At 65.2% G+C, this 20,954-nt stretch carries 18 protein-coding genes; 9 read left to right on the forward strand and 9 right to left on the reverse strand.

Annotated elements, in window-relative coordinates; translation table 11 throughout:
• Positions 1 to 76 precede the first annotated feature (76 nt).
• From RF641_RS10450 to RF641_RS10460, 3 genes are read left to right on the forward strand one after another with little or no spacing between them, the layout of a single operon-like run.
• A complete protein-coding gene (locus tag RF641_RS10450) occupies positions 77 to 1,480 on the forward strand; it encodes a PucR family transcriptional regulator (RefSeq protein WP_047119772.1) in 1,404 nt (467 codons plus the stop codon).
• Positions 1,481 to 1,499: 19 nt separating this feature from the next.
• Positions 1,500 to 1,934, forward strand: a complete 435-nt coding sequence (locus RF641_RS10455) for a hypothetical protein (protein WP_053798558.1) — start codon at positions 1,500 to 1,502, stop codon at positions 1,932 to 1,934.
• On the forward strand, positions 1,934 to 2,446 hold the full coding sequence (locus RF641_RS10460) for an HIT family protein (RefSeq protein ID WP_047119774.1): 513 nt from the start codon (positions 1,934 to 1,936) through the stop codon (positions 2,444 to 2,446). Before RF641_RS10455 ends, RF641_RS10460 begins: the two co-directional genes overlap by 1 nt.
• An 81-nt stretch (positions 2,447 to 2,527) precedes the next feature.
• Here the strand turns inward: RF641_RS10460 and RF641_RS10465 are convergent, their stop codons facing one another.
• A complete protein-coding gene (locus tag RF641_RS10465; protein ID WP_053798560.1) occupies positions 2,528 to 3,625 on the reverse strand; it encodes a polyprenyl synthetase family protein in 1,098 nt (365 codons plus the stop codon).
• 305 nt (positions 3,626 to 3,930) lie between these two features.
• Between RF641_RS10465 and RF641_RS10470 the strand changes: the two genes are divergently transcribed.
• From RF641_RS10470 to RF641_RS10485, 4 genes are all read left to right on the forward strand, one after another.
• Positions 3,931 to 5,268: an isochorismate synthase gene (locus RF641_RS10470; RefSeq protein WP_424573118.1), complete on the forward strand. Its 1,338-nt coding sequence runs from the start codon at positions 3,931 to 3,933 to the stop codon at positions 5,266 to 5,268.
• Positions 5,269 to 5,439: 171 nt separating this feature from the next.
• Positions 5,440 to 6,237 (forward strand): ABC transporter substrate-binding protein, encoded by a 798-nt coding sequence (locus RF641_RS10475; protein ID WP_120989118.1) that lies wholly within the window; start codon positions 5,440 to 5,442, stop codon positions 6,235 to 6,237.
• 96 nt (positions 6,238 to 6,333) lie between these two features.
• Complete coding sequence (locus RF641_RS10480; protein ID WP_047119777.1) at positions 6,334 to 7,125, forward strand: amino acid ABC transporter permease; 792 nt, start codon at positions 6,334 to 6,336, stop codon at positions 7,123 to 7,125.
• A gap of 12 nt (positions 7,126 to 7,137) precedes the next feature.
• On the forward strand, positions 7,138 to 7,920 hold the full coding sequence (locus RF641_RS10485; protein ID WP_053798563.1) for an amino acid ABC transporter ATP-binding protein: 783 nt from the start codon (positions 7,138 to 7,140) through the stop codon (positions 7,918 to 7,920).
• A gap of 105 nt (positions 7,921 to 8,025) precedes the next feature.
• On the opposite strand, the gene menD is transcribed toward RF641_RS10485, so the two are convergent.
• From menD to RF641_RS10500, 3 genes are all read right to left on the reverse strand, one after another.
• The gene (menD, locus tag RF641_RS10490; RefSeq protein ID WP_424573119.1) at positions 8,026 to 9,726 is read right to left on the reverse strand and encodes a 2-succinyl-5-enolpyruvyl-6-hydroxy-3-cyclohexene-1-carboxylic-acid synthase; all 1,701 of its coding nucleotides are present in this window, start codon (positions 9,724 to 9,726) and stop codon (positions 8,026 to 8,028) included.
• 150 nt (positions 9,727 to 9,876) lie between these two features.
• Positions 9,877 to 12,000 carry a PhoX family protein gene (locus RF641_RS10495; protein ID WP_424573120.1) on the reverse strand — a complete coding sequence of 708 codons (2,124 nt, stop codon included), beginning with the start codon at positions 11,998 to 12,000 and terminating at the stop codon, positions 9,877 to 9,879.
• A gap of 123 nt (positions 12,001 to 12,123) precedes the next feature.
• Positions 12,124 to 13,119: an o-succinylbenzoate synthase gene (locus RF641_RS10500; protein ID WP_424573121.1), complete on the reverse strand. Its 996-nt coding sequence runs from the start codon at positions 13,117 to 13,119 to the stop codon at positions 12,124 to 12,126.
• Between the two features lie 80 nt (positions 13,120 to 13,199).
• On the opposite strand from RF641_RS10500, the gene RF641_RS10505 reads away from it, so the two are divergent.
• A complete protein-coding gene (locus RF641_RS10505; RefSeq protein WP_424573122.1) occupies positions 13,200 to 14,054 on the forward strand; it encodes a phosphatase PAP2 family protein in 855 nt (284 codons plus the stop codon).
• A 16-nt stretch (positions 14,055 to 14,070) separates the two neighbouring features.
• Here the strand turns inward: RF641_RS10505 and RF641_RS10510 are convergent, their stop codons facing one another.
• From RF641_RS10510 to pdhA, 4 genes are all read right to left on the reverse strand, one after another.
• On the reverse strand, positions 14,071 to 15,192 hold the full coding sequence (locus tag RF641_RS10510; protein ID WP_424573123.1) for a DUF3093 family protein: 1,122 nt from the start codon (positions 15,190 to 15,192) through the stop codon (positions 14,071 to 14,073).
• A 92-nt stretch (positions 15,193 to 15,284) separates the two neighbouring features.
• Complete coding sequence (locus tag RF641_RS10515) at positions 15,285 to 16,721, reverse strand: dihydrolipoamide acetyltransferase family protein (protein ID WP_424573124.1); 1,437 nt, start codon at positions 16,719 to 16,721, stop codon at positions 15,285 to 15,287.
• Position 16,722: 1 nt separating this feature from the next.
• Positions 16,723 to 17,805 carry an alpha-ketoacid dehydrogenase subunit beta gene (locus RF641_RS10520; RefSeq protein ID WP_047119782.1) on the reverse strand — a complete coding sequence of 361 codons (1,083 nt, stop codon included), beginning with the start codon at positions 17,803 to 17,805 and terminating at the stop codon, positions 16,723 to 16,725.
• 1 nt (position 17,806) lies between these two features.
• Positions 17,807 to 18,970, reverse strand: a complete 1,164-nt coding sequence (pdhA, locus tag RF641_RS10525; protein WP_047119783.1) for a pyruvate dehydrogenase (acetyl-transferring) E1 component subunit alpha — start codon at positions 18,968 to 18,970, stop codon at positions 17,807 to 17,809.
• 226 nt (positions 18,971 to 19,196) lie between these two features.
• Between pdhA and RF641_RS10530 the strand changes: the two genes are divergently transcribed.
• Positions 19,197 to 19,649, forward strand: coding sequence for an Lrp/AsnC family transcriptional regulator (locus tag RF641_RS10530; RefSeq protein ID WP_047119784.1), 453 nt, complete (start codon positions 19,197 to 19,199; stop codon positions 19,647 to 19,649).
• A 507-nt stretch (positions 19,650 to 20,156) separates the two neighbouring features.
• Here the strand turns inward: RF641_RS10530 and RF641_RS10535 are convergent.
• Complete coding sequence (locus tag RF641_RS10535) at positions 20,157 to 20,942, reverse strand: enoyl-CoA hydratase/isomerase family protein (protein WP_047119785.1); 786 nt, start codon at positions 20,940 to 20,942, stop codon at positions 20,157 to 20,159.
• Positions 20,943 to 20,954 lie beyond the last annotated feature (12 nt).

Genomic DNA, 20,954 nt, shown 5'->3' on the forward strand with positions numbered 1-20,954 from the left:
TTCGGCATCTTTCGCGCAAGTTTTTGAGCATTTTGCGCAAATCGTTGCAGCAGGAGACGCACCATAGAATGAACCTATGGCAATTAGTTTACGCGGACTGCTGGATCATGACGAGCTTGGTTTAAAGGCTTTGACTGATCCTACACACTCCTTGGAGACCGCGATCACATGGGGCGCGGTGACTGAGCTTCTGGACCCCTCCAAATTCCTCACCGGCCGCGAGATCGTGCTGACCACCGGAGTCCGCCAGAAGTCGGCCGCGGCGCAGATCGATTTCGTTCGCACGCTTGCGGCTAACGATGTGGTGGCGCTGGGGTTCGGTATCGGCTTGGAGCACGAAAGCGTACCGGGTCCGGTACTTGAAACCGCCCGGGAAGTAGGCCTGCCGGTCATCGAGGTGCCCTATAAAACTCCTTTCGCGGCGATTTCGCGCCTAATTGCCGAAGCGCTGAACGCCGACCACGTCAAGCGTGTTGAGAACCTGCTGCGCGCCCACCAGAAGCTGGCCCAATCCCTGCTGTCTTCGGATCTGGACCGCATGCTCACCGAGCTGTCCAAGATGCTGAGCACCGAAGTCGCCTTGAGCCTGCACGGCGAAGTGATCAGCGGCGACTTCGATCCGGGGCGGGCCTGGCACGAGCTGCCGGTGGCCACCGGGCTGCGCGACCGCTGCACCTTGCACATTGCCGAGCCCTACACCCGTGACCCCATCGTGGAATACGCCCAGTCGCTGATCGGACTGGAGCTGACCAACAAGTCCCGGCTGCGCGCCTCGCGGCGCTTGGCCAACGGGCAGGTACTGGCCGACCTTGCCTCCGGAGCGCTGTCCGGATCGGACGCGGCGGTCCGCCTGGGTGCGCTGGGCCTGGAATCCCAGCGAGAGCACTCGGTGGTGCTGGTGCAGGCCAGCGGCCAAGCCGACAGGCTGCAGACACTCCCCCTGCCCGCCGACCTCGCCTCGCAGGTCACCGCCATCGTCGAGGACCGGCTAGTGGTCATCGTGGCGTACAAGCAGGTGCAGCTGTCCATCGACCGGCTCGACACCTACCTGGCTACCGCAGGCATCCCCGCCAAGGTCGGCTACGGCGGACGCTACTCGAACACCACCGGCATCCGGTGGAGCTATTTCGAGGCCCTGGAATCGCTGCGCCATGGCGAACGCGTCAATGTCCCCACCAAGCTCTCGCTGACCTCCCTGCTGCTGGCCGCCCGCGACGTGCCCTTGCAGGACCTGGCCGCCGAGGCGCTGGGCCCCATCCAGGATTTCGATTCCTCCCACGACTCGGGGCTGATGCGCACCCTGCGCGAGTACCTGAACCGCGACGGCTCCGTGGGAGCGGTGGCCGAATCGATGGGGCTGCACCGCAACACCGTGCGCTACCGCATGCAGCAAATTGCCGAGCTCTCCGGCTACGACCCGAACGTCACCAGTGACCGGGTCCAACTATGGATTGCGCTCAGTGCACTTGAGCTGCGCTAGTTCTGGATAGGATTAACGCATGGCTGACATGTTTCTAGAGAAGTTCCGTTCACTCGTCCCGAAATACCTTGAGGACCAGTGGAACGAAGCCGATGGCCTGAGCGCCGGGGAATTGGCAGACGGCCTGGCCGAGGCCAAGGTCCAGATCCCCTTTGTCCTGGAGGAGTTTTACCTCGCCCTGGGCAACAACGACGATTTCATGGAGGCCTACCACTACTTCTTCGATCCCGAAGAGCTGGAAATCGAGGACGGCTACCTGTTGTTCCTCGAGGACGAGGAAGAGAAGTTCGTGTGGGGCTTCAAGCAGTCCCAGCTCGAGGTGCCGGATCCTATTGTCTACCGCCGCAACAACGCCAAGGGCAACTGGGTCAGCGAGGAGGGCACCTTCAGCGAATTCACCCTGGACATGTTCGCCTGGGTCTTCGAGGAATTAGCTGCCGAGCTGGAGGACTAGTGCTCTACCGTTCCCACGAACCGCACGGCTACCAGTGCCCGTTCTGCGAGCTGGTCAACAACCTGCCCTTCAGCGAGGACAACCTGTGCGCCCCGACGGACATGATCTACCAGACCGGCCAGGTCGCGGCGATCATGGCCTGCGACGGTTTCGGGAACTTCGGCGGGCACGTGATGATCATCCCGACAGCCCATCTTGAATCCCTGTACGACCTGGATGAGCAGATCGGCGCCGCGATCATGCGCGAGACCCGGCGTATCGCGCTGGCCATGAAGCTGGCGTGGAATCCGGACGGCACCAGCACCCGCCAGCACAACGAGCCTGCCGGGAACCAGCATGTCTGGCACTACCACCAGCATGTCTTTCCGCGGTACTGGGACGACGAGCTCTACCGCCAGCTGCGCCACCGGGTTCCTGTCGAGGACCGCGCCGCGAAGGCCGAGCAGCTGCGCGCGGCGCTCTTCAGCGACGAACACCCGCAGCGGCTCTACGAGTCCGACCTGCGGTGCTGAAAACCGCGGCTTAAACCAACGAAGTCCTGCACTTCCCTTCCGGGAGGTGCAGGACTTCGTTACTTGGACGGTTCGCCGGAGCTAGGCTTCGCGGGTCACCACGGCGTCCGCGAAGGAGATCAGCGCGCTCTTCACGGTGCCTTCAGGCAGCGGGGCCAGCACCTCGATAGCGTCGTCGGCCCAGCGGCGAGCCACGCTCCAGGCGTCTTGGATGGAGCGGTGGGCTGCGACGGCTTCCACGGCCTTGGCCAGAGCCTCGTCGCTGGTCAGGTCCGAATCCACCAGCTCGACGGCCGCCTGCGCGGCGGCGTCGCCGTTCTCGGCGGCCTGGCGCAGCAGCAGCACCGGCAGGGTCGGCACGCCTTCGCGCAGGTCGGTGCCCGGGGTCTTGCCCGAGTCGGCTTCCTTGGAGGCGATGTCGATGACGTCGTCCGCGACCTGGAAGGCCACACCGACCTTCTCACCGTACTCGCGCAGCACTTCGATGAATTCGGGGATGCCGCCGAAGCGGGCGCCGAAGGCGCCGGAGGTCGCCAGCAGGGAGGCGGTCTTGTCGCTGATCACCTGGATGTGGTGGGCGATGGCGTCATCGCCCTCACGCGGGCCGATGGATTCGTGCAGCTGGCCCAGGCACAGGCGCTCGAAGGTGCGCGACTGCCATAGCACCGCTTCGGGGCCCAGGTCGGCGCCGAAGACTGAAGCGCGGGCGAAGATCAGGTCTCCGGCCAGGATGGCCACGGAGTTGCCCCAGACCTCATGGGCGGTGGGAGCGCCGCGGCGCATCGGCGCGGAGTCCATGACGTCATCGTGGTACAGGGTTGCCAGATGGGTCAGCTCGACCACGGCGGCGGCCTTGATGACCTCGTCGGTCACGCCGCCGCCCAGCAGGGAAGTCAGCAGCACCAGCAGCGGGCGCACGCGCTTGCCGCCGGCTTCCACCAGGTGTCGACTTGAGGCATCAATCAACGGGTCGGAGTTGGCCAGCGCATCGCGCAGCAGCTTCTCCACCTTGGCCATGCCCATGGAGATGGCAGGTCCGAATTCGGGATCCTCGGCGATCAGTGCAAAGCCCGAGGGAAGATTGATGGCCGCAGCAAGCACTGCGGTTTCAGGATTCAGCTCAATCGAGTCGGACACCTCGTGTCCGGCTGCGGTCCAGTTGCTCTTGGAATCAGTCACTGTTTTACGGCTTACTATCTTTCATCGGCTTGGTCATCGCATTGAACGAGGACTGCTTGCCCGCGCTGGTGGCGCACAAACATCACTTCACTCTATCCGATGCGTTCCACTGAACGCTCGCAGACCGGCGCTTGCCGCGTTTTATGGCATGGCAATGGGCCGCGAAACTGGTCAACACCGAGTTTACCGGGTCGCGCGCGATGGCGCGGCGCAACCCGCTGAAAGTCACAGCTGCATCCGGCGTGGTGACAGCGGACACCTCCTCCAGTCGCCGGTGGTCATTGCGCGGTAGGCTTAGCCCTATCATGTCTGCAGATTCGTCCGTTCTCGGCGCCAGCGGCCTTCATGCCTCGGCACCAGCGTTAACCAGCATCACCTTCGAGTACGAAGGTGCCTCCGAGCATCTCATCTCCGATTCCCTGCGCCACGGCAGCATGGTCTGGACGCGGCGCGGACGCGGGCTGGTGGGATTCGGGACCGCCGCGCGGTTGACTACCCGCGGCGAACAGCGCTTCGTCGAGGCGCGCACCTGGTTCGCGCAGCTGCTCTCACAGGCGCAGATCACCGACCCGATCAACCGGCCCGGCAGCGGCCTGATCGCGTTCGGGTCCTTCGCCTTCTCCTTCACCAGCGCCTTCGACTCGCGCTTGGTGATCCCCCAGATCGTGCTGGGGCAGGATGACGAGAAGTCGTGGATCACGGTGACCGGCAGCGCCGAACAGCTGGCTGGCCTGACTCTCGACTCCGCGCTGGAACGCGCCCGGGCCGCTAAGGACGAAGCGGCACTGGCCCCGACGACCCAGGGCGAGATCGAATTGACCAGCGGACAGCTGACCGCCGGCGCCTACCTTGACGCGGTGCGCCAGGCGCTGGGCACGTTCAGCGAGTCAGGCATCTCCAAGCTGGTGCTCGCCCGGGACATCATGGCCCGCAGCACCACACCGATCGACCTGTCCCATGTCGTGAGCGCGTTGACCGAACGCTACGGCAACTGCTGGACCTACTCGGTGGACGGGTTGGTGGGCGCCACCCCCGAGATGCTGGTGCGTGTCACCAACGGACTGGCCGAGGCCCGCGTGCTGGCCGGCACCCTGGACCGGGCCACCGAAGGGGCTGACGCCCCGGACTTTGCCAAGCGCCGGCTCTTCGACGACCCCAAGCAGCGCCACGAGCACCAGCTGGCCATCGATTCGCTGACCGAAGCGCTGAACCCGATTTCCCACGGCATGAAGTCCCCGGACGAGCCGTTCATCCTGCAGCTGCCCAATGTCTGGCACCTGGCCAGCGACGTGCGCGCCGAACTGCGCCCGGACGAGCGCGGGGCGCTGCCCTCAGCATTGGACATCGCGGAGATCTTCCACCCGACCGCCGCGGTGTGCGGCACTCCCACGAAGCAGGCCGGAGCGGTGCTGCGCCAGCTGGAAGGCCTGGACCGCGGACCCTACGCCGGCCCGGTGGGCTGGGTGGACTCGCGCGGCGACGGCGAATTCGGGATCGCGCTGCGCGGAGGCATCCTGGAGGATGCAAACCACATGCGCCTCTACGCCGGGTGCGGCATCGTTCCCGGCTCGGTGCCCGAAGACGAGCTGGCCGAGTCATGGGCAAAAATGCGCCCGATGCGCCAGGCGCTGGGCGCCGAGTAGTGCCCTAGCCGGCTTCCTCGTGCTGGTCAGGTAGTGGTCGGGATTTGAGCACAAGTGTTACTTATGCTCCCCGACACGTGTGTGAGGTGAATCTCATCCTCGTTGTAGCGTGGTTATGATTGTGCGTACGCAATGATCCACTCGCATTACCCGAAAGTAGGTTTTGATCCTATGCGTCTGACCAAAAAACGTTTTGCCACCACCCTGGCAGCAACTTCCGTGGCACTTCTGGCCCTGACCGCCTGCGGCTCCGATAGCGGTTCGGCCGAGCCTTCGGCAGACGCCGCAGGTGGGCCGACCTTCCTCAACGCAGGCAAGCTCACCGTTTGCTCCGACATCCCCTACGAGCCATTCGAGTTCGTCAAGGACGGCAAGAACGTCGGCTTCGACATGGACATCGCCGCGGAAATCGCCAAGGATGCCAAGGTTGAGCTGAACGTCATCGACGCAAGCTTCGACTCCATCGAATCCGGCCTGTTCAAGTCCCAGTGCGACATTGCCATTTCCTCGCTGTCCATCACCGATGCGCGCGCCAAGAAGATGAACTTCTCGACCCCGTACATGGATGACGACCTGGTGCTGATTTCCAAGGACGGTTCGGGCATCACCGATCTGGCCACGGCCAAGGACAAGAAGGTGGGTGTGCAGCAGGCCACCACCGGCGAGAAGTACGCCAAGGAACAGGGCCTGAGCAACATCGTGGGCTACGAGGACGCGGGCTTGCAGACCCAGGCCCTGCTGGCCGGCCAGGTTGACGCGCTGCTGGGCAACCAGTCGGTGCTCGGCTACGCGATCAAGGACAAGCCGGGCTACGCGGTGGTCGCCGACTTCAAGACCGGCGAGCAGCTGGGCGTCGGAGTGCCGCTGGAGCAGGCCGCCACCCTCGAGTTGGTCAACGGCACCCTGAAGCGCCTGACCGACTCGGGTGAAATGAAAGAGCTGACCGTGAAGTGGTTCGGCGAGAAGTAAGTCCTCGTCGCTAACGGACTATTTAGACGCGGGGGCCTAGCGACGCCCTGATCCGGGCGTTGCGGCGGCCCCCGCGACCTTTATGAGAGGTACACCATGGCAATGACCACGAGTCAGCGCGCCCGCCTGAGCAAAACCATCCAGATCATCCTGTTTGTTGCGATCATCGCCGCAGTGGTCTTGTCCCTGGACTGGGAAAAGACCCGCTATGCCTTCTTCTCCTTCGAGAAGCTGGGCCCGATGTTCCCGGACATGATCATTGTCGGCTTGAAGAACACCATCTTCTACACCGTTATCTCCTTCGCCTTCGGCCTGGTTGTCGGCCTGCTGCTGGCGTTGATGAAAATGGCGTCCTTCGCCCCGTACCGCTGGTTCGCCACCGCTTTTGTTGAATTCTTCCGCGGCATCCCCGCCATCCTGGTGCTGTTGGCCTTCGGCTTCGGCCTCCCCCAGGCCTTCGGCACCACCTGGCCGCAGCCGGTGAACATCATGCTGGCATTGGGGCTGGTATCTTCGGCCTACATCGCCGAGACACTGCGCGCGGGCCTGCAGGCAGTGCCCAAGGGTCAGACCGAAGCGGCACGTTCGCTGGGCATGCCTGCCTGGCGCGCCATGGTCACCATCGTGATCCCGCAGGCGTTCAAGATCGTCCTGCCTCCGATGACCAACGAAATCATCCTGCTGACCAAGGACTCCTCGCTGGCCTTCATCCTGGGCGCGTCGATGGCCCAGTACGAAATGACTAAATTCGGCCGCGATGGCATCCAGTCGCTGGACGCCGGCATCACCCCGCTGGTCGCCGCCGGCCTGTTCTACCTGGTCATCACGATCCCGTTGAGCCTGGTAGCCCGGAAGTTTGAATCCCGCTCGGCTCGGACCAAGCGCTAGAAAGGACCGACAATGACCACGACCAACAACTCGATGGCAGAACGCGCCGCCGGCGTGGAGATCTCGGACCTGCGCAAATCCTACGGCAGCAACGAGGTGCTCAAGGGCATCAGCCTGAACGTCAAGCCCGGCGAGGTAGTCTGCCTGATCGGCCCTTCGGGCTCGGGCAAGTCCACCCTGCTGCGCTGCGTGAACCTGCTGGAGAAGCCGAACGGCGGCACCATCCACGTGGGCGGCTTCGAGGCCACCGACCCCGAGGTCAACCTGGACAAGATGCGCCAGAACGTCGGCATGGTGTTCCAGCAGTTCAACCTGTTCCCGCACCTGACCGTGCTGGAGAACTGCACCGTAGCCCAGATCAAGGTGCTCAAGCGCGACAAGGCCAAGGCGCAGGCCACCGCGAAGCTGAACCTGGAACGTGTGGGTCTGGGCGACTTCGGCGGGCGCTATCCGGACGAGCTCTCCGGCGGCCAGCAGCAGCGCGTGGCGATCGCCCGCGCGCTGTCCATGGAACCGACCCTGATGCTCTTCGACGAGCCGACCAGTGCGCTGGACCCGGAGACCGTGGGCGAAGTGCTGGCCATCATGAAGAAGCTGGCCCGCGAGGGCATGACCATGCTGGTGGTGACCCACGAGATGGCCTTCGCCAAGGAGGTCGCCGACCGCGTGGTTTTCATGGACGGCGGCGTCGTGGTGGAGGAGGGCGTTGCGGCCGAGGTCATCGGCAATCCGCAGCAGCCGCGAACGCAGGACTTCCTGCGCCGCGTGCTCGACCCTACCCACGTGGATATCTAGTCCTCCCCCGGAGATAGGAATCGCCGAAGCCCCGGCAGGCATCCTGGCCATCAGCCAGTTCGCCTGCCGGGGCTTCGCCGCGTCCGGGGCGGTTCCGGGTCCGGATCAGGCCGCAGGCCAGGGCAGTTCGCCCAGGCGCTTATTCAGTTCCAGATGGTGCGCGCGCAGTGCCTGGCGGCTCGCCGGGATCTCGATCAGCCGCAAGTCCCCGGGGGTGCCGCTAGACAGCAGCGAGCCGAGTTCTGCGCGGGTGAGCACCCGGTGGTAGCTCCAGCCGTAGCCTTCGGCGAGCGCCCTCAGGTCCATCTGCTGGGGCGTGGCGAACAGCCGCTCCACGCTATTGCCGTAGCGCCGGGATTCGTCCACCTGGCCGTGCTCCAGTGTGGAGAAAATCGCTCCTCCCCCGTCGTTGTAGACAACAACGTCCACCGTGGGCTTCTGCTCGCCCAGGGTCCAGAGCATCGAGCTTGCGTCGTGGGCAAAGGTGATGTCCCCCATGACGGCCACGGTGCGCTGCCCGCTGCCTGCCGCCAGGCCCAGGGCCGTGGAGATGGTCCCGTCGATGCCGGCCAATCCGCGGTTCGCATGGCAGGTGCTGGCTTCCGCCACACTGGGATCCGCAGCCAAATCGAAGTCACGCACGATGTTCGAGGACCCCAGCAGCAGCTGCGGAATGCGGGCGTTCCAGATTTCCTCCGCCACTGCGGCCCCGTTCAGGGTTCCGGGTTCCTGCAGTGCTGCGCGGATCGGCTGGGCCTGCGCATCCAGTTGCTGCCAGCCTTCCAGCCAGCCCCGGGGTGCGGTGCCGGCGAAGTCGACGAGCTGCTGGGGATCTGCCACGGGTGTTTCGCGCCGGCGCCCGGTCTCGTACCAGGGGGCAGGGGCCGGTTCCCAGATCACCGCGTCGATGTGCGCTGCGGCGAGCAGCCGGCCGACCGGGCGGCTGAGCGTGGGACGCCCGAACAGCACCACGCGTTCGATGCGCTCAAGCCCTACCGCGATCAGCGGGCGGTAGTTGCGGATGGCGTGGGCGGAGAAGCGCGCGTTGGAGGACGGCTCGGCGAAGAGCGGCAGCCCCAGGTGCTGGGCAAAAGCCTGCGCCTCGGGACCCGCAGCGTGTCCGGCGACAACCACTGTGCGCCGCACGGCGGCGTCGGTGGGCTGCGGCCAGGCGGTTCCGGACAGTTGGGTTCCTGCGCTTGCCCAGTCCCCCGGCTCAATGCCGGTCCAGGCTTGGGTCTCCACTCGGGAGTCGTCTTCAGGCGTCAGCGGGTCGCGGAACTGCAGGTTCAGCTGCACCGGGCCGGCAGGCATCTGCCCCCTGCCGCGCAGCGCGGCCAGGGCCATATCAAGCGCAGTTGCCGGACTATCCCCGGCGGGCACGTTCAGCGCCGCACGGACGTGCTCGCCGAACAACGTTTTCTGCCGGGTGCTCTGGCTGGCGCCGGTTCCGTGCAGCTCGTCCGGCCGGTCGGCCGAGAGCACCAGCAGCGGCGTGCCGGTGTGGTTGGCTTCCATGACGGCGGGCAGCATCTGGCCGATGGCCGAGCCGCTGGTGGCGGCGATGGCAGTGGGCGCGCCGGTGGCCTGGGTTAGTCCCAGCGCCATGAAAGAAGCCGAGCGTTCGTCGATGCGCACATGCACCCGAAGCTTCCCTGCGGCTTCGGCTTCGGCCGCGGCGTAGGCCAGCGGGGCGCTGCGGGAACCGGGAGAAATCACCAGGTCTCTGATTCCTGCGGCAATCAGTGCCGAGAGCACCTCGCGGGCCGTGGTGATGGCACGCTGTCCATCCTGCTGCGCACTCACGCGTTCAGTCACCTCTAGTCTTGGCCGGAAAGCATCTTTCCAAGTCTATCGAGTCGCCGGTTGCCCGGTACCCGGAGGTCCATCCCGGGACGCGGACCGCGGCGGGAAGCCTGTCGCTTCCCGCCGCTGCCTGCCTGTCACCGGAAATGGCTAGTGCTTGCCGTGCCCGTTGCCGTGGCCATGCCCGTGACCGTTTCCGTTGTTGCCCTGGCGCTCGGTGAAGACTTGGACCACGCTGGGCCGCGGGCCGTAGAACTGGCCCTTCTTCACCTTGCCCGGAGCGGCTACGAAATCGGGGAACAGCGACGCCGGCTGGGCGAAGCTGCCGCCCTCGCCCGGATGCTGCACCGCAACGAACACCGAACCGTCCTTGTCATGGATCACCGGGCCGCAGGTCTCGGCCCCGGTGGGCACCGCGAGGAACTGCTCCACGCGGCCCCGGTCCTTGCCGGTCAACGTCACCTTGTGCAGCGCGTCGGAGTAGCCGATGGTGCCCGGGGCGCCGTCGGTGGAGATCCATAGGTTGCCCGCCGAGTCGAAGGCCAGGTTGTCCGGGCAGGAAATCGGGGAGACCTTCTGCGCCGGATAGCCGGAGAAGTAGGTGGAGGAGTTGACCTTCGGGTCGCCCGCCACCAGCAGGATGTTCCAGGTGAACTTGGTGGCCGTCGCGTCGTTGCCAGCTTCGGTCAGCTCCAGGACGTGCCCGTCGCGGTTTGCCACGCGCGGGTTCTGCTCGGTGGCGCCTTCCTTGCCTGCCTTGCCGCGGTCGGAGTTGTTGGTCAGCGCGACGTACAGCTTGCCGGAGACCGGGCTCGGCTCCACGTCTTCGGGGCGGTCCATCTTGGTGGCGCCGATCTTGTCGGCGGCCAGACGGGTATACACCAGTACTTCTTCCACGCTCATGCCGTCCACCATCGACTTGCCGCCGCGCACCAGCGGAAGCCAGGTGCCGGTGCCGTCGAAGGCGCCGTCCGAGGGCAGCGCCCCGCTGCCGTCGATTTCAGCGGCCGGCGAGTTGCCGGCGAACTTCGCGACGTACAGGTCGCCATCCGACAGCAGGGTCATGTTGTGGCGGCGGTCGTTCTTGCGGTAGGTCCCCGAGGAGACGAACTTGTAGATGTATTCGAAGCGCGAGTCGTCGCCCGAGTAGGCGACGGCCTTGCCGTTCTTGGCGATGCGCACATTCGCGCCCTCGTGCTTGAAACGGCCCAGGTTCGTGTGCTTGACCGGGGTCGACTTCGGATTCTGCGGATCGATCTCGACAACCCAGCCGAAGCGGTTCGCCTCGTTCTCGAATCCTTCATGGTGCAGGCCGAAGCGCGGGTCGGTGTCTTCCCAGCCGCGCTCGGTGGCCTTGGCCGCGATGCCGTAGCGGGCTTCCTCGGCGGTTCCGCGGCCGCGGAAGTACTGGTCGATGTTCTCCTCGCCGGAGAGCACGGTGCCCCACGGGGTGGTGCCGCCGGCGCAGTTGTTCAAGGTGCCCAGGATCTTGGTGCCCGTGCGGTCCGCTGCGGTCTTGAGCAGGTCGCTGCCCGCAGCCGGCCCGTCCACGGTGAACTCAGTCTGCATGGTGATGCGGCGGTTGCGTTCGCCGCCTTGGACGTAGGTCCACTTCTTGTCGTTCTTCTTGCGAGAGACCTCGACAACGCTGAAGCCATGGGCGTTCATGGCGATGCGGCGGGCTTCGTCCTTGTTCGCCTCGAACCAGTCGGCGTCGAACATCATGTCTTCGTTGGTGTATTCGTGGTTGGCGACCAGCACGCCGGTGCGGCCGGAGTACTTGTCCACGATGATGTCCAGGTAGTCGCAGTTGTATCCGAACTGCTCGGCCTGCTTGCGTGCGGTCTGATTCTGCGCGTCGAATTCCGGCGAGCGCTTGAACAGCGGGTCGCCCCAGCGGATGATGCTGTGCCAGTCGTAGCCTTCGGGCACGGTCATGGTGTCCACCGAGCGCGAGACCGGGTCGATGGCCTGGAAACCGAGCTTCCCGCCGTGGGAGCCGTGCTTGCCGGCGACGGCCACTTCAACAGCGGATGCCGGCGGGGCGCCGAACAGCTGCGGGCCGACGACCAGTGCGGAGGCGCCGATGGCACCGAGCCCAAGCATCTGGCGGCGGGAGAGCGCGGAGTCGGCGATGTCGCGGAAGTACGCGTTGGATGAGTTGTTGCAGTCCGGCTTGACGCAGGCATCCCCGCATTTGAAGTGGCAGGTCGCTGCGGAACGTCCGCCGCGGGTATGGCCAAGCATCGGCAGCAGGGTACGGGTGGGATTCATTGATCCGTCACTTCCTCGGTGTGGCTCGCTCGTCAGGGGGTGAAGCGATTCGAGGTTTTCATCCGGAAGTGGTCAAAAGCCGTACTGGAGGTTAACACGAGGATAATTCTGGGTGCGGCTCCCCTAGTTCTCCAACAGCTGCGCGTAGCAGTCGCGCACCCGCTGGTGCCACCAGGCCTCGCGTTCCTGTCCCGGATGCAGCTTGGCCAGCTTGTGCGGCTGCGGCTTCACGCGGCGCACCGGCAAGTACCCGGCGGTAGCCAGCAGCGGCTCGTCGGTCACGTCGTCCGCGAAAAGGGTTCCGGTGGACAGCCCGCAGGCATAGGGAAGCTCGGGCAGGGCGCTGGCCAGCGCGGCGGCCTGTGCCAGGCCCACAGAGGTGTCCAAGGCGCTGGAGACCACGACATCGAGTTCGGCCTGCGCAGCGATGTCCAGCACGGCCTGGATGCCTCCCAGCGGCTGGGCCTTGATGATCATCAGGTCGGCGGCCCCAAGCCGGGAGACTTCCAGCGGATCGGTGTGCTTGCGCACTGCTTCGTCCGCGGCGATCTTCAGCTCGATCCGCGCGGAACGCAGGCGGGCGCGGACCTCGGCCAGTCCAGCGATGCCGGGCACCGGTTGCTCCGCGTATTGCAGATCGAAATCGCTGAGCCGGGTCAGCGCTGCCACCGCGGTGGGTATGTCCCATCCCATGTTCGCGTCCACGCGCAGCGCGGCCTGCGGGTACAAGCGCCGGGTTTCGGCCACCCGGGCAAGGTCCTCATCTACGCTCTGCCCCTGCTCGGCCACCTTGATCTTGATGGTGTGCGGCGCATCGTAGCGTTCAAGCACGCGGCCGACTTCGCCGACCGGAACGGCCGGCAGCGTGGCATTAACCGGGATGCTGGTGCGCAGCGGCTGCGGGAAGGGCTGGTAGGCGGCTTCGATGGCGGCGGCCAGCCAGCGGGATGCTTCCTGCGGACCGTATTCCAAGAAGGCGGAGAATTCTCCCCAGCCCGCCGGTCCTTCGATCAGCAGCGCTTCGCGCTGGGTCACCCCGCGGAATCTCACCTGCATGGGCAGCTGGACTACGTGGCTGTGGGCGAGGATTTCTTCCAGGGCAGGCAGGGGAAAGTTCATAGTCCCAGCCTAGCCATGGTGGCGATAGTTACATGCCCAAAGCGTGCCTTGAAGCACGTGAGTTATGACAGGCTAGAGATATGAGCCGCCATTCCGCCACCCTGAAGCCGCGCCACGTGCAGTGGTGGTCCGGCGGGTTGCTGTTGCTGGCGTTGTTCATTGTCGAGTACGTCTTTTTTGTCCAGATGCGCGCCGGCCAGTGGGCCGACCAGGTGGGCTTCACCGTGTGGTCCCAGTGGTGGCCGTCCACCAATTCGGGCAACCCGGTCCGCCAGTTCCTCGATTTCCTGCCGTTGATCTGCGGAGCCATTGCCACGGTGTTCCTGCTCTACCGCGTCATCCGCGACCGCAGATTCCTGCGGGCGGTGATTGCGGTGGCTGCGGCAGGTGCCGCCATGGCCACCACGCAGATCCTCAAGCACCTGATCCTGATCCGCCCAGATTTCAACTTCGGCACCTCGGGAAATTCATTCCCTTCGGGACACACCACGGCCGCCGCCGCGGCGATGGGACTGATGTACCTGGTCTCGCCGCCGAAGCTGCGGCCTGTGGTTCAGCTGGTCGCGTGGGTTTTCGCCACGGCGGCCGGAGTGGCCACGCTGGTGTGCGGCTGGCACCGTCCCAGCGATATCGCGGCCGGTTTCCTGGTCGCAGCGTTCTGGATGGTCCTTGCCAGCGCGGTGCTGCAGCGCATCCAGCCGTTGAGCGGCGAGGTCAGCAAGACCAGCTGGTCGCGAAGCCTGGGCGTCCTAAGCCTGGTCGTCTGGGTGCTGGTGCTGCTGCTGTCCTATCTGCTGCCCCACCCGCACATCCAGAAGGTCCCGCAGGAGCTGCTGCTGACCTATGCGGTACTGGGCATCGTGCATGTGGTGGCTGCGTCCCTGATCTCGGGGCTGGTGCTGCGCTCCGTTGTCATCGGCCCGGCCCGCATCTGATCCGCCGCAGTACCGGCTAGCGACCCTGGGCGATCAGGGCGTTCAGCTGGGCGGCGGCCTGTTCGGAACAAGGGATGGTGACCGCGAAGCGGCGTTTGTCCTTCAATTCAACGGCCAGCCCTTCATGGCGGCGCAGCACCACGGCGGATCCGCCGGGGAAGAAGCGCCATCCCCAGCCGCCCCATTCCATGGGCTGGATCTCCTCGGCGAGGACCGATTCCATGTCCTTGACCTCGATGGTGCGCAACGGGAACCCCAGAAGGGCGCTGGACACGCGTAGCCTTCCGCCGGCCACCGTCACGCGGATCCTCGCCAGCCCGAGGACCAGCGGGGTGAGCAGGACGATGAAGGCGATTCCCATGATGAAGCTGACGATGTCTCCACCTTCAGTGGTGCTCATGAAGATCATGAAAATACCCATGCCCGCCATGAAAAGTCCTAGCAGCCACAACCACCCGGGGGCGTTCATTGTCTCGCTGAATTCATCACCTGGTGCGATTTCAGCCGCCGGCGGGGCCTTCACTGTGGCTGCCTGCCGCTTCGCCTGTACCTTAGCCAAGCGGTCACGGCGCTTGTTCTGGCGATTGAGCTGGTACTGCTGGAATACCCCGCAGATCCAAACAGGAACGAGGCTGACCAAGGTCGCTGCGATGCTGGCGAAGATCCAGGGTCCCGCTACGGCTTGGGTCGGATCACCGGCGAGCGCCGTAGGCACAGAGCTGGAAACATAGACCCCTGCGGTGGTCCAAGCCATCAGGCTTCCCACAAAAAGAAGCCCGAGCAGCACCAGTGGCTTGCGGGTCAGGTACAACGATGCCCATGCGACCAAGCCTCCGAGGATCGCGAAGGTCATGGAGGCGGTGAAGAACACCGCGCTGTCGGCGAATCCGTCCGGCCGGGCGCTGTCGGACCAGTGGGTCGCTGTGATGCTGGGCAGCGACGCCCCCAGCAGCGTCCGGGTCAGCGCGATCACCGCAATGGGCAGGAAAAGCAGGATGATCAGCGGTGTACGGCTTCTGATCTCAACGCGTTCGCTGGAAATGATCTGCCCCTTTCGGCTTCGGCGCTCCGCCCCGTTCTCGGGCCGGTCGCCGGATAAGTCATCTTCAAGTCTAGGAAATGCGCCTTGACTTGCCAATTAATCCCCCGGGCTGCAGCCGCCCAAAGGGTACGGAAAAGGCCCCGCCACCCGGGAAAACTTCCCGGGTGGCGGGGCCTGATTCCGGCCGTCTACAGGGTAGACAGGGCCTTCTTCGGATCGGTCATCGCATCGGCGACGTAGCGCAGGAATCCTGCAGCGGTGCCACCATCGCAGACACGGTGGTCGAAGCTCAGGGTCAGTTCGCAGATGGAACGGACCTTGATCTTGCCGTTGACAACCCATGGCTTCTCAACGATCCGGCCCAGGCCGAGGATGGCAGCTTCCGGGTAGTTGATGATCGCCGCGGAGCCGTCCACGTTGAACACCCCGTAGTTGTTGATGGTGAAGGTGCTGCCGGACAGGTCGGAGACCCCGGCCTTGCCTTCGCGGGCCACGCCGGCCAGTCGGGCGAACTCGGCCGACAGCTCGTTGGCGTTCAGCTTGTGGGCGTCGCGCACGTTCGGGACCACCAGACCGCGGTCGGTCTGGGCCGCGAAGCCCAGGTTGACCCCGTCGAAGATGGTGTGGCGCAGCGAGCCGTCGTCCTCCACGTCGATGCGGCTGTTCAGCTCAGGAAAGCGCTGCAGGCCGGCCACGGCGAAGCGGGAGATCAGCGCCATGATGCTTGGCGCCTGGCCCTCGGATTCCTTGATCTTTCCGCGCAGCTTCAGCAGCTTGGTGACATCCACGTCCACCCACACTGTCGCTTCCGGGATTTCCCGGCGCGAGGTGCTCATGGCGGCGGCAATGGTCTTGCGCACGCCGGAGAGCACCTGGCTGGAAGCGACCGGCAGGCCGGTGCGCTTGTCTGCGCCTGCGGCAGCGCCCTCGGACGGCTTCTGCGGTGCCGGCGCGGCGGCCGGAGCGGGAGCTGCCGCCGGGGCTGCCGGGACAGCGGCCGCTGCGGCTGGCTGGCCCTGGCTGATCAACGCCTCCACGTCGGCACGCAGGACCAGGCCCTCGGGGCCGGTGCCGCGCACTGCGTGGAGGTCGATGGAGTTCTCGCGGGCCAGCTTGCGCACCAGCGGGTTGATGACGCGCACGGCCTGCGTGGAGGTCTCGCTGGACGCGGCCGCGGTGGTGATGCCTGCGCGCGGGCGGCGACGGCGGCTGGTGCTCGGCTTGGAGGCGCCGGTGCCGTAGCCGATCAGCACGTTGCCGCTGGCTTCGTCCTCTTCGGCCTCCTCCGGCACCTGGGTGCCGGCCATTTCCTCTTCGCGGTAGGACAGCGCGCCCTCGGCGGCAGGTTCGGCGGCCGCAGGGGCTGCGGCTTCCGGCTCGCCGCCTCCGGTGTTCACGGAGATGAACGGTTCGTCCACCAGCATCATCTGGCCGGCATCGCCGTGCAGGGTCGAGACCACGCCTTCGAACGGGCACGGAATCTCCACCAGCGACTTGGCGGTCTCCACCTCGGCGATGGGCTGATCGACGATGACCGAGTCGCCCTCGGCGATCATCCAGCGCACCAGTTCAGCCTCGGTCAGGCCTTCGCCCAGATCGGGCAGCAGGAACGTCTTAATGCTCAATTTAGGCCTCCCACTGGAGCTGGTCGACCGTATCAAGGATGCGCTCGACGCTTGGCAGGTTGTACTTCTCCAGCGTTGGCGCCGGGAACGGGATGTCGAAGCCGGTCACGCGCAGCACCGGAGCCGCCAGCGAGTGGAAGCAACGCTCCTGCACGCGGGCAACGATCTCGCTGGCCACGGAGGCGAAGCCCTGGGCTTCGGCCACCACGATGGCGCGGCCGGTCTTGCGCACCGAGGCTGCCACCGATTCGTCGTCGAACGGAACGATGGTGCGGATGTCGATGACTTCCAGGCTGATGCCCTCCTCCGCGGCGACCTTGGCGGCCTGCATGCAGGTGGAGACGCTCGGGCCGTAGGTGATCAGCGTGGCATCGGAGCCGGCGCGCGCAATACGTGCCTTGCCCTCGGTTTCCGCGGCCTTGCCGGCCTCGTACTGGGCGGCCAGCTCTTCGAGGTTGACCTGCTCCTTGGACCAGTACAGCTTCTTCGGCTCAAAGAAGACCACCGGGTCCTCGGAGTCGATGGCCTCGCGCAGCATCAGGTAGGCGTCGGCCACGGTGGCCGGGGTGAAGACCTTCAGGCCCGGGGTGTGGGCGTAATAGGCCTCGGAGGAATCGCAGTGGTGCTCCACGCCGCCCACGCCGCCGGCGTACGGGATGCGGATGACCATCGGCAGCGGCAGGCGGCCCTGGGTGCGGTTGCGCATCTTGGCCACATGCGAGGCGATCTGCTCGAAGGCAGGGTACGCGAACGCGTCGAACTGCATTTCGATGACCGGGCGCATGCCGTTCATTGCCATGCCCACGGCCATGCCCACGATGCCGGACTCGGCCAGCGGGGTGTCGAAGCAGCGTTCGTTGCCGAAGCGGGCGGTCAGCCCGTCGGTGATGCGGAAAACGCCGCCAAGCGTTCCCACGTCCTCGCCGAAGATGACCACGGACTGCTCTGCGGTCAGGGCATCGGCCAGCGCCGTGTTCAGCGCCTTGCCGAAGGTGACCGGCTGGTTCTCGGTGGCGGCCTTGGCCGCTGCACGGGCGGTAGCGTCGGAGACGTTCGGGTTCACCCGCGAAGTGGTGGTAGTCATGCTAGGCCTCCTCACGGGCTAGTTCGTCGGCGAGCATTGCCTGCTGCTCGGCCATCTGTGGGGTCTTGGAAGAGTAGACGTGCTCGAACAGCTCGCGCGGATCGGTGTCCGCGTCCTGGTTCATGCCGTCGCGCAGGGTCTTGGCCACTGCCTCGGCCTTCTCGGTGATCTCCGCGGTGGCCTGCTCGGTGAGCAGCCCGGCATCGTCCAGGTAGGACTGGATGCGGATGACCGGATCCTTGGCCTTCCACTCGGCGACCTCGGCGTCCTCGCGGTAGCGCTTGTCGTCGTCCGCGTTGGTGTGGGCCTGCATGCGGTAGGTGTGGGCCTCGACCAGCAGCGGGCCGTTGCCCTCGCGGGCCAGGCGCACGGCGCGGGTCATGACTGCCATCAGCGCCATCAGGTCGTTGCCGTCCACGCGTTCGCCGGCCATGCCGTAGCCCACGGCCTTGTGGGCCAGAGACGGGGCGGCGGACTGCTGGGAGAACGGCACGGAGATCGCGTACTTGTTGTTCTGCACGAAGAAGATCACCGGCAGGTTGAACACCGCGGCGAAGTTCAGCGCTTCGTGGAAGTCGCCTTCACTGGTGGCGCCGTCGCCGCACATGGCGACCACAACGGTGTCCTCCCCGCGCAGCTTGGCCGCGTGGGCGACGCCCACCGCGTGCAGCAGCTGGGTGGTCAGCGGGGTGGCCATCGGCGCGCAGTTGTAGGCCTTCGGATCGTACCCGCAGTGCCATTCGCCGCGGAAGCTGGTCATGACTTCCATCGGGGCGACGCCCTTGGTCAGCACGGCCACGGTGTCGCGGTAGGTCGGGAACAGCCAGTCGCCTTCTTCGAGGCACAGCGCGGCGGCGACCTGGCAGGCTTCCTGGCCGTGGCTCGACGGGTAGACGGCCATGCGGCCCTGGCGCACCAGGGCGGAGTTCTGGTCGTTGACGCGGCGTCCGGTCACCAGGGCGGAGTAGGCCTCCATGAGACGAGCGGGGCTCGGCAACGGGTACTCATGGCCCGGTTCGGTGCCCTGCTTGTCCTGTGGACGGAGGGTTCCATCCGGGTCCAGAAGGTTGATCATGTGCCGTGCTGGCAGCATGTAGTCTTCCGGGGTGATACCGAATTTGTCGCTGACTTCAGTCATGCGACCCGCGTGTGCATCGGTGCTCATGTTCTCCCACCTTTCGTAGTGCTGCGAAGGTCCCCCGTCACGCATACCTGTGACTGGCTTCACCCAAACATCATTTGCAACTAATTATGCGTATCAGTGGCAATCTGTATCCACTCCGGGCGCTAATCATGGAAAGTTGAGCATGGGATGCGTATACTTGTAGACGATTCGTATCAAGAAAATGGGTTTGGCGATGACTCGTCCGACCCGCTCGCAAGGAGTACTAATGACCGCTGACGCGGAACTGAAACTGGATGATGTCGACCGCGCGATCTTGGCCGAACTCACCAGCGACGGCCGGCAGTCGGTCACCACGGTCGCACAGAAGGTCCATGTCTCCCGGGCCCATGCGTACTCGCGAATCGCCAAGCTCCAGGATGCAGGGGTGATCACCCGCTACACGGTGGTCATCGACCCGGTGAAAACCGGCCTGAAAGCCAGTGCCTACGTGACATTGAAGCTGCGCCAGCACTCCTGGCGGGAACTGCGCGACCATCTGGCCTCGATCCCGGAGGTGCACCATATCGGGCTGGTTGGCGGAAACTTCGACGTGATCCTGCTGGTGCGTGCCAAGGACAATCTGGACCTGCGCCGGGTGGTTTTCGAGGAGCTGCAATCGCTGCCCACCGTGCTGGATACCCAGACACTGCTGATTTTCGAAGACACCGATACCCGCTAAACGGGCAAGCACGCCCGAAGACGAAACGTCCGCCGGATCAGATCCAGCGGACGTTTTGTCGTTGCTCCGAAAATTCTCGCACGGCAGGCCGCTTCTCGTTCAACATCTAAAGTCGCAGCCGTCCCCTGGCCAATACTTGCTATGCCGAACTGGAACAACAGCGTATTGAGGGGCCCGAGATGAGCACCGCCCCATGGAAGAACGCAAAGCTGTCGACTGGTCCCCGAACGAGATCGATAGCATCGCTGTGCGGATTCCGTTGACCGGTCATGAAGTCTGTTGTTGTCATGCACGGTACATGCGCGGTCCAGCTGGGAAAACTGTGAAACAGGGTGCTTGGTTCTACGCAAGTTCAACCTGCGCGTCGGCAATTTCGTTGCCGGCGTGGCGGCGTTGGCCTGCAAGAAAAAACTTTACGGACGGCAGCCTCGGCGGCCCAGCCTGAAAGTCTATTGATGCACCAAGCGCCCGCCAGAATCAATCTGGCGGGCGCTTGGCTTCAAGTACTTACTTCTTGCCAGTGAACACCGGCGGGCGCTTCTCCTGGAAGGACTTGAAGCCCTCCGCGTAGTCCACGGTGTCGCACAGTGCCGCCTGCGCGCGGTTCTCGGTGCGCATGGAGTTCCACAGGCCCACACGCTGGTCGCGGATTTCCGCCACCAGCTGCTTGGACGCGACGAACGCCTGGGTAGCGCCCTGGGCGACCTTGGCGATGATCTCCTCGCCGCGCTCGGCGAGTTCCTCGGCCGGGAAGGCGCGGGAGAACAGGCCCGAACGCACGGCTTCGGCACCGGAAATCAGCTCTGCGGTGTAGATCATGTCAAGAGTGCGGTGGGCACCCAGGCGCTCGGTGAACAGCCAGTGTCCCCCGGAGTCCAGGGTCGCGCCCAGGTTGGCGAACGGTGAACCGATCTTCGCGTTTTCCGCCACGTACACCACGTCGGTGGCGACTGCCAGGCCAAGTCCAACACCCAGGCAGGCACCCTGCACCAGGGCGAAGGTCGGAGCCGGGAAGCTGGACATCTTCTCCAGCAGCGGCTGCACCTTGCCTTCGAGGTAGCCGATGACGTCGTCATCTGCCGGGTTGACCCCAGAGATGTCGCGTCCTGCGCAGAAGCCGCGGCCTTCGCCGGTCAGCACCAGGGCGCGGACTTCTCCGGTTTCCACGGCCGCCGCGGCCTTGTCATAGGCCTCGGACAATTCGGCAAGTGCCGCCTCGTCCAGTGAGTTCATCTTCTTCGGCGCATTCAGCACCACGCGGGCGATGGAGTCGGCAATCGTCAGTTCGATCATGAAGTCATCCCG

The sequence above is a fragment of the Arthrobacter sp. 'calajunan' genome, from assembly GCF_046940185.1.
In the GTDB taxonomy this organism is placed as follows: Bacteria; Actinomycetota; Actinomycetes; order Actinomycetales; family Micrococcaceae; genus Glutamicibacter; species Glutamicibacter soli.

Excerpts from the sequence above, each read along its gene's own strand:
- RF641_RS10450 (WP_047119772.1), top strand. The coding sequence starts at position 77 with ATGGCAATTAGTTTACGCGGACTGCTGGATCATGACGAGCTTGGTTTA.
- RF641_RS10455 (WP_053798558.1), top strand. The coding sequence starts at position 1,500 with ATGGCTGACATGTTTCTAGAGAAGTTCCGTTCACTCGTCCCGAAATAC.
- RF641_RS10470 (WP_424573118.1), top strand. The coding sequence starts at position 3,931 with ATGTCTGCAGATTCGTCCGTTCTCGGCGCCAGCGGCCTTCATGCCTCG.
- RF641_RS10475 (WP_120989118.1), top strand. The coding sequence starts at position 5,440 with ATGCGTCTGACCAAAAAACGTTTTGCCACCACCCTGGCAGCAACTTCC.
- RF641_RS10480 (WP_047119777.1), top strand. The coding sequence starts at position 6,334 with ATGGCAATGACCACGAGTCAGCGCGCCCGCCTGAGCAAAACCATCCAG.
- RF641_RS10485 (WP_053798563.1), top strand. The coding sequence starts at position 7,138 with ATGACCACGACCAACAACTCGATGGCAGAACGCGCCGCCGGCGTGGAG.
- RF641_RS10495 (WP_424573120.1), bottom strand. The coding sequence starts at position 12,000 with ATGAATCCCACCCGTACCCTGCTGCCGATGCTTGGCCATACCCGCGGC.
- RF641_RS10500 (WP_424573121.1), bottom strand. The coding sequence starts at position 13,119 with ATGAACTTTCCCCTGCCTGCCCTGGAAGAAATCCTCGCCCACAGCCAC.
- RF641_RS10505 (WP_424573122.1), top strand. The coding sequence starts at position 13,200 with ATGAGCCGCCATTCCGCCACCCTGAAGCCGCGCCACGTGCAGTGGTGG.
- RF641_RS10520 (WP_047119782.1), bottom strand. The coding sequence starts at position 17,805 with ATGACTACCACCACTTCGCGGGTGAACCCGAACGTCTCCGACGCTACC.
- pdhA (WP_047119783.1), bottom strand. The coding sequence starts at position 18,970 with ATGAGCACCGATGCACACGCGGGTCGCATGACTGAAGTCAGCGACAAA.
- RF641_RS10530 (WP_047119784.1), top strand. The coding sequence starts at position 19,197 with ATGACCGCTGACGCGGAACTGAAACTGGATGATGTCGACCGCGCGATC.
- RF641_RS10535 (WP_047119785.1), bottom strand. The coding sequence starts at position 20,942 with ATGATCGAACTGACGATTGCCGACTCCATCGCCCGCGTGGTGCTGAAT.